Genomic DNA, 13,517 nt, shown 5'->3' on the forward strand with positions numbered 1-13,517 from the left:
TGTGCAAACCGGTCACGATCCCCGGAATGACCGGTCACGTTCGCCGGAATACGCACGAGGCCGAGCCCCACCACGCCAATCCATTGAAGTGCGCCTTCTGGCCATACCGTTTCCTCCCACAAAAGGTGGCAAATCAACGCCAGAATGGCCGTAACACCGCAGAACCAGCCCACGGCATCGGTTGGTACCGAGCGAACCAGTCTGCTAAGAACGGAATAAGATGACCAGATCAGAGCACAGGACAGAGCCACCAGGTAACCCGGCAGGTTCTCCCAGGCAAATCCATCGGCATTGCGGCTGATCAACAACCAGCAACCTGCCAGGGCAACCAGGGCCCCAACGATGTACTGAGCTCGTAGTTTCTCGCCCGGCAGGAAGGTCGACAATAGGACGATCAGCAGCGGCCAGAGGTAAGCAAGAAGGCTGACTTCGACGGCGGGGGCCAGTGTCATAGCCTTGAAGTAGGCAAAGTGATAACCGAACAAGCCAACGACGCCGATGCACCATGCAAGTGGCGATTGCCGTAAATAACGCACACCGGAATGCCCCGAGAAGACCCAACGGCCGCACATCAACAGAAAAGCGATACCGAAGGTCATGGCCATGAGCTGGAACTCCGGAATCTCACCACCGGAAAGCTTGGTCAGCAATGCCAAAGTGCCCCATAACAGAACGGAAATCGACCCGATCCAGGTTGCGGCGTTAACAGATGCCATGAAACCCTCCCGAAACTCTCATGTGTGAATGATTGCAGAAGGGTATCCAGTGCGAAGGGTAGGAACTTTCAAATCCTGGCGGAACTATTTCGAAATACGGCGGAAGTGGCTGGGTGCTTTGCCAAAGTGGGCTCTGAACCGGTCGCTAAAGGCCGATAACGATGAATAGCCGACAGCGTCGGCAACTCGCTGGACGCTGAGCCCCGACTGCTCCAGAAGCCGCCAAGCTTCTTTCATTCGTAACTCTGTGAGGTATTGATGCGGCGTCATGCCGACCTGGCGCCGAAACAGATCGTTCAACTGCCGAATGCTCAGATGTGCCACGGCAGCCGCCTCGGCCAAGGACAGCGGTCGGTTGAAGTGTTCGTCCAGAAATTGTTTCGCGGCGTGGACTCTGCGGTCCAGCTTCAGCTGACTTCCATGGCGCTCCTGAAGCAACTGAATCAGCAGGAGTAGCATTTGATGTTGGGTAAAATCCGACTCTGTCCCATTATGGAGCTGTGCGTGAAGGAACTGGATGTAGTGGAGCAATGCTGGATCCAAGTCTACGAAACAAGGTAGCTTGTCCAGCGCCGCGGCATACCCATGGCCAATTCCCGCGGGAATAATTGCCGCTCGATGCTGAGCCACTTCCCCTTCGATGGCATCTACCGACAGAGATAACGTTCCCACCAACGGCAATACCAGTTGATGATGGTCGTGGGAGTGGCTTTTTCCCTCATCCTCGTAGGTTCGTATATGCAAGCCGATCTCAGAATGCTTCATGCGACCAGTATAATCAGGAACATTTGAAAATCCTCACAGAACGACCCTTTCATTCATCTCTCATCCGGGATCGGACCGGTTCATAGTGAAAACGCGGGAAACTGGCAGTGACGAAGTATCTTGTGAACCACGCCTAAACGGTTTATGGCTAGAATTTCCGCTTTTTTTAGGAATTGCCTGAGATGCGGGACGGTCGCAATGCGAACATTGGAAGCAACCAATTAACGCTTCTTCCCGCATTACTTCGAAACCTATATGAGGGAAAGCACACTTTTTCAGTATACAGCTATTTCACATTCCCCCTGAAACCAAGCATAAACGGGTTGCAGTAGCCATCTGGGCAAACGGCATCCTGACTCTCGTCCAGATCGCGGAAAGGACTTTGCCGGCAGCTTGGCGCTGATTGCCGATGCTATACATAACTTCTGGGACATGGCATCGCTGATTATCGCGTTCGCGGCCCGTAAGATTGCGCGTCGCCCGGCTGAATAAAAGCTGACCTTCGGCTACGGGCGAATAAAGGTAGGTGTTGCGCTGTTAAATACACCACCTTGATCATGATAGGGCCCTACCTGATATACGAGGGTGTCATGCGGTTCCCAGATCCGCTGGAACTCAAGGGGTGTTGGGTAGTCTGACTTACATTGTTGCACTGATAATGGACGCGTTGAGCGCGCTGCTGACCTACTCAATGCAGAAGGGCAGCGTTAATATTCATGCGTTGTTTTACACAACTTGTCTGATGCGTTTGCGTCAATAGCAGTGTTATAGGCGGAGCTCTTATCTTGCTCTACGACATGCGCTGGGTTGATTCCGCAATCACCATTGGCATGGCCAGCTATATTCTCTACCTGGACCTGACAGAAATTGGCGGGACCATCAGAACACTCATGCTGGGGAGTCCCTAGGATATCGGCACAGATTCCGTCATTGGGGCAGTATCAGACTTAGAAGGAGTTATCGACTTCACCCCGTACATTTTTGGCAGGTGGGTGAGCATGATGCCTCGCTCGACGCCCGTGTGGTTGTCGAGATGAGTGCGTGGAATGAACTTGAGAAAATCAAGGACGGGATAAAACAGGCTTTGGAGAAAGAGTTCAGCGTAACTCATTCAACACTGGAATTTGAACACCCTGACTACAAGCACGAGGGGGCAAATACCTATAAACATAGTTAACCGGCGCGCTATGTGACATACCTCATCATGCAGATTCCAAACGAATGGCGAACCACAAAGGCACGAGGACTCCATGCGAGACATGATTGAACCCCATCAAATTTGGGCCTACCCCATCGCTGCTGTTCTCGGCCTTTTAGAGGGCAGGAAACCTCCCCCGGGAAATATGTTGCCAGAGTATCTGCCCGGGACTCCATACCCAGGCTCTTGCTTTATAACAACATTACCCAGACACCGCTGCATCATCAGACCTCGCCAGAATCTCGAAAGCAATATGGCGAGGTCTAGTTTTCTTTACCCTTCGGAAATACTCCTGCATTTCCAGAGATAGTAACCTACCGGTATCACCAACAGCGCCAAAATCACAGCAGATATCATCCCACCGACCATTGGTGCAGCTATGCGCCCCATGACTTCGGAGCCGGTACCAGTGCTAACCATGATAGGCACCAAACCTCCGATAATAGCAGCAGCAGTCATCATTATAGGCCGCACGCGCAATCCGGCACCATGAAGCACGGCATGGCGCAACGTCTCGCGTCTTGGAGTCGCCCCCTTCTCCTTACAGGTTTGCAACATTTCCTCGTAAGACTGGTTCAGATACACCAGCATGATCACACCAATCTCCACGGCAACGCCGGCCAGCGCAATGAAGCCTACACCGACCGCAACCGAAAAGTTATAGCCCAGCAGATACATCAGCCAGATTGCGCCAATCATGGCAAACGGCAGCGTACCCATGATGATGCCCACTTCCGCAAAACGGCGGAAGTTCAGGAACAGCAGAATGACGATAATCGCCAGCGTCAGCGGCACCACGTAGGTGAGCTTTTCCTTGGCACGCAGCATGTACTCATACTGGCCAGACCAGGTAACCGAATAGCCCGCAGGCAGATCGAGCTCCTCGTTAACGGTAGCCATGGCCTGCTCCACATAGGTGCCGACATCAACCCCTTCAATATCCACGAAGGTCCAGCCATTGAGGCGGGCGTTTTCACTTTTGATGGCGGGAGGACCGTCTTCAACCCGAATATCGGCGACGTCGGCCAGCGCAATCCGTTGCCCCGTTGACGTAACGATTGGCAACTGCTCGAGCTTCTCTGGGGAATCCCGGTAGTCCTGGGGATAGCGCAGATTGACCGGGTAGCGCTCAAGCCCTTCGATCGTCCGTGATACATTAATACCGCCGATCGCCGAAGCAACAATCTGCTGAACATCCGCTATGTTCAGTCCGTAGCGGGCTGCTCGCTCGCGATCGATATCCGCCTTGATGTATCGACCACCGGCAACCCGCTCTGAATAAACAGAGGCGGTGCCGGGAATATCAACGATGATTTCCTCAAGCCGTTTGCCAATGTCCTGGATAATGGCAAGATCCGGACCTGCCACTTTGATACCGACTGGCGTTTTAATACCCGTCGCCAGCATATCGATGCGGGTTATGATGGGCATGACCCAGGCATTAGTTACCCCCGGGAAACGGATCAGGGTATTGAGCTCCTGCTTGAGCTTTTCCGTCGTCATCCCTTCCCGCCATTCATCCCTGGGCTTTAACTGGATAAATGTCTCGATCATCGTCAACGGTGCTGGATCGGTCGCGGTATCCGCCCGCCCGACTTTGCCGAATACCGTTTTTACTTCCGGTACCGTGGCAATCAGTTTGTCGGTTTGCTGCAGCAGCTGCCGGGCCTTGCCAATTGAAATACCCGGGTAGGTGGTTGGCATGTACATCAGGTCGCCCTCATCCAGCGGAGGAATGAATTCACTCCCGATTTTGGTGGCCGGCCACAGGCCCACAACCAGTGCAAGCAGTGCGGCCATAACCGTACTTTTCGGGAATCGAAGGACGAGCTTCAGCGCCGGCATATAGGCACCGACCAGCAGACGATTCACGGGATTCTTGTGTTCCGGCAGCACTTTGCCGCGAATGAAATAGCCCATGAGCACGGGAACCAGCGTCACCGCCAGGGCCGCACTGGCTGCCATGGCGTAGGTCTTGGTGAAGGCCAGAGGCGCAAACATCCGCCCTTCCTGCGCTTCCAGCGCAAACACCGGCACAAAACTAACAGTAATGATCAGAAGCGAGAAAAACAGCGCTGGTCCGACCTCAGAGGCCGACCTGGCCACGACCTCCCATCGGTTCTCAGGGGTTAACGGGGTCCGCTCCATATGTTTGTGCATGTTCTCGATCATGACGATGGCGCCATCGATCATCGCCCCGATCGCAATCGCAATCCCCCCGAGGGACATAATATTGGCGTTGATTCCCTGCCAGTACATGACAATAAAGGCCGCCAGAATGCCAACCGGCAGGCTGAGAATCGCCACCAACGACGAGCGAACGTGGAACAAAAAGATGATGCACACCAGGCCCACCACCAGAAACTCTTCAAGCAGCTTGAACCCGAGATTATTCACCGCCCGCTCAATCAGACCGGAGCGATCATAAACCGTTACCACCTCGACACCTTCCGGCAAACTGGATTTCAGTTCCTCCAGTTTCGCCTTCACGCCATTGATGGTTGCCTGGGCGTTTTCACCGAAGCGCATCACTACTATGCCACCGACGGTCTCGCCTTCGCCATTCAGCTCAGCCACCCCGCGCCGCATCTGCGGCCCAATCTCAACAGTGGCCACGTCTTTCAGGAGCACGGGGGTGCCGTTGTCATCAAGCCCCAACGGAATCGACAGCAGGTCCTCACGGGACTGGATGTAGCCGGACGTGCGCACCATGTATTCCGCCTCCGCCATCTCGATGACGGAGGCGCCCACTTCCTGGTTTCCTCTCTTGATGGCGTTCTGGATGTGAGCCAGAGGAATACCCAACGCCCTGAGTTTTTCCGGGCTGACCTTGACCTGATACTGCTTCACCATGCCACCAAGCGCGGCCACTTCGGACACGCCTGGCACTGTTTGGAGTTCGTATTTCAGAAACCAGTCCTGCAGGCTGCGCAGCTGGCTCAGATCGTTGTTCCCGGTGCGATCCACCAGAGCGTAGAGGTAAACCCAGCCAACCCCGGTTGCGTCCGGCCCCAGTTGCGGGCGGGCCGAGTCTGGAAGGCTCGGGGCCACCTGGGACAGGTACTCCAGCACCCGGGAGCGAGCCCAGTACATGTCGGTGTCTTCATCGAAGATCACATAGACGTAGGAGTCCCCAAAGAAGGAGTAACCCCGGACCGTCTTGGCACCCGGCACCGACAGCATGGCGGTGGTCAGTGGATAGGTCACCTGGTCTTCCACCACTTGTGGTGCCTGGCCCGGAAAGCTGGTTTTGATAATGACCTGCACATCCGAAAGATCCGGCAGCGCATCTACCGGCGTCTTGCTCAGCGAGTAGAGGCCAAGCCCTGTAATAAGCAAGGTGGCCAGCAATACCAGAAATCGATTACGAACAGACCAGTGAATGATGGCTGCGATCATGATTCGCCTCCGCCATGATTCATGGAACTATGGTCCATCGCCTCAGGTTCGCTTTTGGGCTCCGCTTTCTCCGGATCCATGACGTGCCCCGAATGATCCATCTGTGAATCCATGGCGTTGCTGCCTGATGCCGACATTCGCTGGAAATCCGAAGTCTTGCTGGACTCGGAGTCGATCAGGAACTGCGCAGAGGTCACCACGGTATCGCCAGGCTTAATGCCTTCCAGTATTTCTGCGTACTTGTCGCCAATCCGCCCTACCGTGACGTTGACGGACTTGAAGGCACCCTGTTCCAGCGCCACCACCAGACGGTCGCTTTGTCCAGTGCGGATGATCGATTCACGCGGCACCAACAGGCGTCTTTGCCCACGATCCCCCTGGACCTCCAGGCGAGCAAACATGCCGGGCAGCAAAGCTCCGTCGGAATTGTCAAACCGCATCCGGACCCGGGCCGTCCGGGTTTCCGGATTAACCTCGGGATACACATAGTCCACTTTTCCGCGCCACTGGCGCCCGGGCATGTAATCCAGGGTCATCATCACCCGGCTATCGCCCTCCACGGCCGAGAGCTGGCTTTCAAATACCTCGCCAATCACCCAGACTTCATCCAGTGCAGCAATCGACAAAACCCGGTCTCCGGGCTTTATGAACATGCCCTCGCGAACGTTCAGATTGTCGACAACGCCCGAGCTTGGGGCGTATACGGTCATCGTTCTCTGTATGTTTCTTGTCTGGCGCAGCTGCCGTATCAGGCTAGCCGGCACATTCAGAGCAGCCAACCGTTCCTCAGCGGCATTGATCAGTCGCTGATTCCCCCGGTTCAGTGCCAGGAGCAACTCCTCCTGAGCATTGACCAATGTGGGTGAATAGAGGGTATACAGAGGCTTGCCTTTTTCGACTGGTTCCCCCTCAGCTTTCACGTAGAGCGCTTCGATCCAGCCCTCTACTCTGGGATGCACGTGGGCCATCTCATCTTCGTTATATTGGACGTAGCCCACAGTAGTGATGGTGTTCGGCAAGCGTCCCTGGATGACGGGCTCGGTGCGAACTCCCAGGTTGTTGACCACGGCAGGCGAAATACGAACGGTACCGGCCGGGTCGTCAGCTGACCCGGCATCCTCAAACACTGGAATCAGGTCCATCCCCATAGGTGATTTCCCGGGTTTGTCGCTTTTAAAATTAGGGTCCATGGGCGCCACCCAGTAGAGCGGCTCCTTTTCCTCGTTACCGACCCCATCTACGGTTGGATCTGAAACCATTCCCGGTGCCAGCCAATAGGCGGCACCGACGCCAGCGATCCCGCCGAGCACTATAAAGCCCAATGGACGAATGAAATTAGCCATGATGATCAATCCTGCAAATCGGTCATTGAAAAGGAGGGAATGTTTGAGGCTTCCGTGGTCAAATAACGGAAACTTGCCAGAGTTTTGGCCCGCTCGGCCATCATCTGGATCAATTCGACCTCGGCATTGAGTTCGGAGATCCTTGCGCGTACCGCCTCAGCAAAATCACCGTCGTCATTGTTATAGGCGGTCAGCGAGGCATCGGCCTGCTCTTCCATCTGCGGAAGAAGAGTTTGCTGATACAAGTCAATCCGATCATCCAATCGCTCAATGCGGGCCAACGCCGAGCGCGCCTTCGCCTTGAGCGATCGGATTCTCAGAACCCGATCCGTTTTTTCGGCTTCCAGTCTGGCTGCAGACGCGTTGAGCCGTCGGTCTTGCCGGCTTCCTGTGAATATGGGCAGGTCAAAACCGATACCAATAGAAAACAGGTCTGCCCTGTCCTGGCCGTTCGGAGCTCGGTCACGGTAACCATATTGTGCGAAGACCGACCACTCTGGTTTGTAGGCTTCCCTGGCAAGATCCACGTCAATGGCCTGCACATCAATCAGTTGATCTGTGGCGCGAATCGACGGGTGACGGATGACAGACTCCACGGTCGTCTCCGACCAGCCGCTGGAAACATCTTCCAATAACAGAGGAGGAATGCTCTCAGTGACCGAGAGCTGGGCCTGACTGGCACCGATCCATTCCCCAAGAGCTTCCTTGCTGTAGGCTAACTGGGTGTGCAAGGCGGTTAATCGGTCTTCCAAACGAGTCAACTCCAGCGAAGCACGAATAACATCCTGCTGTCTGGAGCCCATTGTCGCGGAGGTATATCCAGCTTCCGCAACATCCGCCAATTGCTCGAATAATCCCCGATTTTCTTCAATGAGGCGGATGCTTTCCTGGGCTTTCCAAAGATCGAGCCATAGGTGGGTCACCGTTTCGGTGACCTGCGCTCGGCGATTCTGACGAAGGTAAGGCTGTACACCGGCCATCTCTTCTTTCTTTGCGCTAGCCAAGCGGCGGCTATCTCCACGAGGAATTCGCTGTGTAAAGCCAATCGTTCCCTGGGTCATGGGCTCTTGTCTGGTATCAAAAGTATCCAGAGGCAGATTTGCCGCGCCGATCGTTACCCGGGGATCGGGAAGCGCGCCCTCAGCAACAGACTCTTCCATCAGCGCATCTTGTTTGTAAGAGCTCTGGCCGAGCCAGGGATCGTTTTCAGTTGCTGCTTCGATGACACTCTGGAGCTCCAGTCTGGGCTGAGCCCACGCAGAAATGCTGCTAAACAGCAACACACCCAAAATAGTCTGCTTAGTAAAAAAGGTGCGGATGGACAACTTGAGATCTCCGTGGAAAGCATATGAGAGAGCTTATCTTAGATCTCGAAACTGAAACGAACCTGAAATTAAGGGCACAGAGATATTATTTTGATCTGATTCAATTATTTTTATCACCAATAGAACTTATCGCATCGTTAATAAACTTTTTTTGCTTTTTTCAGTCAGATTTCAGGAACTGATGATTTAATGAAACCATCAACCAACAGGAGGTGAAATTATGAAATCATTAATAGTATTCGCCGCAGCAGCGACTCCACAAAGAAATGACACGCTATGGATTGTCAGAAGTTGGAATGGAGGCGCGAAGACAGATGATAAGTGAAGAAGGACGAGCCTACCATCGTGCTTTAGAGAAGAAACAAATGGAGCAGAAGGTAACGTACAGCAAATGATAACAGAAATACCGCTGGTGGGCATCAGCGGTATCTACTAGAGGCCCAGTTGCATGGGCCTGGAGCAACAAATCAAGGAGTTCGTCATGAAGAGCATCATTACAGCCATAGCAATGACAGCACTGTTTAGTTCCTTTGCCTACGCCGATTCTGGCTTAGCCGACAGGATTAACGAGGCAAGGAGCTATCCGAACAAGACCGTGGAAACCGTTGACAGGCAAGAACTCTGCCTGAAACATCAAAAATTACACAAGCAGATGAAGGAGGCGGGAATAGCAGACTCAAGTGAGTCCTAGTACGCTCAAGGCAGGTAGGGCTATAAGCGAAGCTTGCTTCTCGGGAAAAAACGTGGCCAGTCGTATTTTCGTGACTGGCCATACTATTTTTGGCCGGAAACTTGATACAAAATTCATTACTGCAGAATAAGCCTCATGAGTTAATATATGTATGTTTCACTTGAGCCTTGACGACGATTCTGTTGGTTAGCTAAATCGAAATTGGAAATTGAGCTGGTTGAAATTTACCCAGGGTAAGTTTATGCGAATTAACTCCTGAAACTGTGCAAACTTCAACCGCTAGTGCCCCGTCTGGGTAATCCGTTTATTTAACAAAAGGAGAACACTAATCCAGACTCTCATTGACTACTCCCTTTTCTACTATGAGCTACGGATCACCTTTGCCTGTTCCCCGACAGCGGAACCGCTTGTTGTTTTCCGAGGCGCTTTGACAACGATCACCAAGCCGACAATTGTGATTCCTATCCCGATCATTTCCAGTGATGTGAAAGTTTCGCCGAACAAAAGCATTCCGATAGCGAGACCGAAAACAGGCGTTAAAAAGGTAAACGAATTGAGGCTATTCAAGGGCGCGCTGGCGAGCAAGGCATACCAGAGCACAACCATCATTGCCGTTGCCGGAATGGCCAGAACGAACATGGCAGTGGTAAATGACCAGGTCCAGTCAATCTCAAAGCCCTCGCCCAAGGTCACAGATGCTATTCCCAGAAACACTGAACCTATGACAAGCTGAATGCCCATCGACCAATAGATATCATCACTGCCGGCCTGGTATTTAAGCAGCACGTTTCCAATGGCGGTTCCAATGGCACCACCAAGAACATAGACGGCACCTGAAAATCTGGCGTTACCAAATTCCATCTCTGGCATCGCTAGCACCACAACACCAATAAAACCGATCAAAAGGCCTACAAACACACGCCCGGTCACAACCTCTCGGACGATAAAAAATGAAAGAACCGCCGCAAACAGCGGTTGCGCATTAGCCAGAACGGTTGCAAGTCCTGGCCCCAGTTTGCCAGCTCCTAAAAACATCCCTCCAAGCCCCATGCCCGTGTAACTGAAGCCAATTGCGGCCAGTATCAGGAGCTGGCGAAGTGAATAACTGGGCCGACCACCTTTTGTAAAAGCGAGCAGAATCAGACAGAGCCCTGCCAGCAATGCGCGTAAAGCGGCAAAAAGCAAAGGTGGCGCGTCCGGCAACCCCACCACAATAAAAGGAAAGCAGATCGCCCAAAGAAAGGCGACAAGAACCATCCCAGCGACTGCACGTATCGAAAGTGATTGGTTCACCAACGGCTCCTTTATCTACCCATCAAATGAGTAGAGCTTTTGTTCAAGCTTGCCGCCCCAATCCGCGCAATCGCGGCAAAAACCTGGGAGTGTTGTCTGCATAGTGTCTCCAGGCTTCCCCGAACGTTTTCTCTGCCTCCCGCTCCTCACTGATCGATAAGCGGGCATACATCCAGAGCAAAACCGGAAACATCGCCAGAGTTATAAGTGTTGGCCACTGCAGAAGGAAGCCAAACATAATCAAGACAAAGCCGACATACTGAGGATGCCGAACATACGAATAGAGCCCACTCGTAGCCAGCTTTCGCTCTTTTTGCGCCGCGTACAGGGTTCGCCACCCGGCGGCAATCAAGTAAAAACCTCCACCAATAAACACCGTACTCAACAAGTGGAAGGGGCCGAAATGGGGAGAACCCTGCCAACCAAAGAGCATTTCAAGCAAGTGCCCGCTATCGTGGGCAAGCCAATTTACATCGGGGTATTGAGTCTGAAGCCAACCGGATAGAAAATAGAGTGTCAACGGGAACCCATACATCTCAGTGAATAATGCCACGAGAAACGCGCTGAACGCGCCGAAGGATCGCCAGTCTCGTTGGGTCTGTGGCTTAAAAAAACTGAAAGCGAAGAAAATAAAGATCACCGAGTTTAGAACCACCAGTCCCCAAAGACCGTAATCGGACGAAGCATCAGTCATCGCGTTGGCCTCCACTCTTGCCTTCCGGTTGATCGTGGTGATTATGGCCACCGTGATTCCCATGCCCTCCATGCATAAACATATGAATAAACGGGCATGCAAGAAGGATTAACCACGGCAAAGCACCCAGAAGGTGAACCTTATGTTCGCCCCAGAGCAAAACCAAAGCGATGACCGCAAAAATTGCCAACGTAATCTTGAAACGCTTATCCATATAGATTCCCTTTGGGAAAAGCTTGTCAGTGGGGCTTACTGGCTAGTATGCCTCTAGCGATATTTGGTGACCTATCCCGTCCAAAGAAACGTCATCGATAATTTCCAGAGAGCCCGGATCAAGCACCCAGAGCTTGGCTTCGGCCCGACTGGTGATCAAAAGGCTGCCATCGACGGGAGAGATCGCCGCCCATTGTGAGAGTCGAAGATAGATGGCAAGCACCAATTTACCTAGCAGTAGTTCAACACGCGGAACTGAAACAGACCTGAAAACAGACACAAGATGTGGATCTATTTGACGCAAATCACAAATGCAAGATAGATTCTTCGAGCATTAAGTAAGCCGTTTCAACCATTGCAAACCTCGAATGACGGACTCCAGATGCCGGAACCTATTTATGAGAACAGACGAATAGCAAACAGCCGGGCCAACGAACTCAACCGCCAATGCTACTGCATCACTCTTGACCGAATAGCCCTCAACAAGAGCCTCCACAACCAGCTTTCAGATGCTGGAAGCGAACTGTCAACGCTCCCGGAGTTCGATCACCTTTTTTCAAACACACCGGTTTTCGTACCCCGAGCCGACATAGCGGAGATGGAGAGGATCGTTCAGTCGATTGAAGCGGCCTCAGAGCTTCCCTCGTACCGAGAACGAGTACTTTCCTGGGCACCGGAAATCGCACAGTTCAATCCAGGGCCCATCGGGGCGTTCATGGGCTATGATTTTCACATGGGTCCCGACGGCCCCCGGCTGATCGAAATCAACACCAACGCCGGTGGCGCCTTCCTGAACCTTGTCTTGTCGAGAGCCCAGCGCAATTGCTGCGACCCATCTCAACAACCCACAACACCCCAGCAGCCGCTCGACGGATTCGAGGACGCGGTGTTCTCAATGTTCAAACAGGAGTGGCAAAGCCAGCACGACAATTTCGGGCCCAGTTGCCTGGCCATAGTAGACGATGCCCCAAAGACACAATTTATGTTCCCCGAATTCCAGTTGGCCCAACAGATTCTCCGAGCCAAAGGAATTGATACATTGATACTCGATCCACAGGAGCTTCAGTATGCCGGCGGTACGCTGACAGCCCGCGGTAAGCCCATTGATATGGTCTACAACCGCCTGGTGGACTTCGCATTGGACGCCGCGCCCCATGCGGCATTAAGGCATGCCTATCTGGATGGCGCCGTGGTGGTAACGCCTAATCCCCATGTGCACGCTGTGCTGGCTGACAAGCGAAACCTGGCCCTGCTATCCGCACCCCACTCCCTTCGAGACTGGGGGCTCAATGAGGCCGATGCAGGCTACCTGGAGAGAGCCGTGCCGAAAACCAGGCAGGTTTCGAGGAACGACGCGGCTGAGTTGTGGAGTGCGCGACGTCATCTGTTCTTCAAGCCGGTTGCCGGCCATGGCAGCAAAGGCGTCTACCGGGGCGACAAACTAACCCGGCGCGTTTTCGAGAACATCCTGAATGGTGGCTACATCGCCCAGGACCTTGTCCCCGCTGGAGAACGAACCCTGAGAATTGACGATGCAGTAGTCACCCGAAAAGTCGACATTCGGCTGTATACCTACGCCGGCAAAAGTATGCTGGTTGCGGCGAGGATATACCAAGGCCAGACAACCAATTTTCGTACCCCCGGAGGTGGATTCGCTCCGGTTTTTCAGGTGTGATTATTACCTTTTCAATGAGCCAATATTTGATCGCATTAATGAAGAATTCCAGATTTTTGGTTTAGCGAACTGTAGAACATTACTAAGAAGTACAAAAGTAAGCGGACATCATTTATAATGTAGGCATTGTTCAACCGACCTTATCGGAGTTGCCTACTCATGCGCCATACTGACGGTCGTAAACTGGATCATAAAACTCTGGAAG

At 53.1% G+C, this 13,517-nt stretch carries 12 protein-coding genes; 4 read left to right on the top strand and 8 right to left on the bottom strand.

All coding sequences use genetic code 11. The annotated features are described in order from the left end of the window. Together ARC85_RS19125 and ARC85_RS19130 are read right to left on the bottom strand one after the other, a co-directional pair. Positions 1-716: DMT family transporter (locus ARC85_RS19125; RefSeq protein ID WP_286715890.1), on the bottom strand; the 716-nt coding region annotated here is incomplete at its 3' end. 84 nt (positions 717-800) lie between these two features. After that, on the bottom strand, positions 801-1,481 hold the full coding sequence (locus ARC85_RS19130; RefSeq protein ID WP_153741755.1) for an AraC family transcriptional regulator: 681 nt from the start codon (positions 1,479-1,481) through the stop codon (positions 801-803). Positions 1,482-1,913: 432 nt separating this feature from the next. Between ARC85_RS19130 and ARC85_RS19135 the strand changes: the two genes are divergently transcribed. After that, a complete protein-coding gene (locus tag ARC85_RS19135) occupies positions 1,914-1,973 on the top strand; it encodes a hypothetical protein (protein WP_248185651.1) in 60 nt (19 codons plus the stop codon). Positions 1,974-2,266: 293 nt separating this feature from the next. Further along, positions 2,267-2,389: a hypothetical protein gene (locus ARC85_RS19140; protein ID WP_264766311.1), complete on the top strand. Its 123-nt coding sequence runs from the start codon at positions 2,267-2,269 to the stop codon at positions 2,387-2,389. A 563-nt stretch (positions 2,390-2,952) separates the two neighbouring features. Here the strand turns inward: ARC85_RS19140 and ARC85_RS19145 are convergent. Genes ARC85_RS19145 through ARC85_RS19155 form a run of 3 tightly spaced genes read right to left on the bottom strand, consistent with a single transcriptional unit; the run spans position 2,953 to position 8,746 of the window. Further along, the gene (locus tag ARC85_RS19145; RefSeq protein ID WP_286715892.1) at positions 2,953-6,078 is read right to left on the bottom strand and encodes an efflux RND transporter permease subunit; all 3,126 of its coding nucleotides are present in this window, start codon (positions 6,076-6,078) and stop codon (positions 2,953-2,955) included. After that, the gene (locus ARC85_RS19150) at positions 6,075-7,421 is read right to left on the bottom strand and encodes an efflux RND transporter periplasmic adaptor subunit (RefSeq protein ID WP_199455912.1); all 1,347 of its coding nucleotides are present in this window, start codon (positions 7,419-7,421) and stop codon (positions 6,075-6,077) included. Before ARC85_RS19150 ends, ARC85_RS19145 begins: the two co-directional genes overlap by 4 nt. A gap of 5 nt (positions 7,422-7,426) precedes the next feature. Next, positions 7,427-8,746 (bottom strand): TolC family protein, encoded by a 1,320-nt coding sequence (locus ARC85_RS19155; protein ID WP_286715895.1) that lies wholly within the window; start codon positions 8,744-8,746, stop codon positions 7,427-7,429. A gap of 481 nt (positions 8,747-9,227) precedes the next feature. On the opposite strand from ARC85_RS19155, the gene ARC85_RS19160 reads away from it, so the two are divergent. Next, the gene (locus ARC85_RS19160) at positions 9,228-9,437 is read left to right on the top strand and encodes a hypothetical protein (protein ID WP_286715897.1); all 210 of its coding nucleotides are present in this window, start codon (positions 9,228-9,230) and stop codon (positions 9,435-9,437) included. A gap of 360 nt (positions 9,438-9,797) precedes the next feature. Here ARC85_RS19160 and ARC85_RS19165 read toward each other — a convergent pair whose 3' ends face one another. From ARC85_RS19165 to ARC85_RS19175, 3 genes are read right to left on the bottom strand one after another with little or no spacing between them, the layout of a single operon-like run. After that, positions 9,798-10,730 (bottom strand): DMT family transporter, encoded by a 933-nt coding sequence (locus tag ARC85_RS19165; RefSeq protein WP_082888424.1) that lies wholly within the window; start codon positions 10,728-10,730, stop codon positions 9,798-9,800. A gap of 43 nt (positions 10,731-10,773) precedes the next feature. Next, positions 10,774-11,424, bottom strand: coding sequence for a methyltransferase family protein (locus ARC85_RS19170; protein WP_286715899.1), 651 nt, complete (start codon positions 11,422-11,424; stop codon positions 10,774-10,776). Then, positions 11,417-11,638, bottom strand: coding sequence for a DUF2933 domain-containing protein (locus ARC85_RS19175; protein WP_081467492.1), 222 nt, complete (start codon positions 11,636-11,638; stop codon positions 11,417-11,419). The genes ARC85_RS19170 and ARC85_RS19175 overlap by 8 nt, the downstream gene beginning before the upstream one ends. Positions 11,639-12,235: 597 nt before the next feature. Here ARC85_RS19175 and ARC85_RS19180 point away from each other — a divergent pair. Continuing rightward, positions 12,236-13,312 (top strand): ATP-grasp domain-containing protein, encoded by a 1,077-nt coding sequence (locus tag ARC85_RS19180; protein ID WP_273085702.1) that lies wholly within the window; start codon positions 12,236-12,238, stop codon positions 13,310-13,312. Positions 13,313-13,517: the final 205 nt, after the last annotated feature.

It is taken from the genome of Marinobacter sp. tcs-11, assembly GCF_002049515.1.
Lineage (GTDB): Bacteria > Pseudomonadota > Gammaproteobacteria > Pseudomonadales > Oleiphilaceae > Marinobacter > Marinobacter nauticus.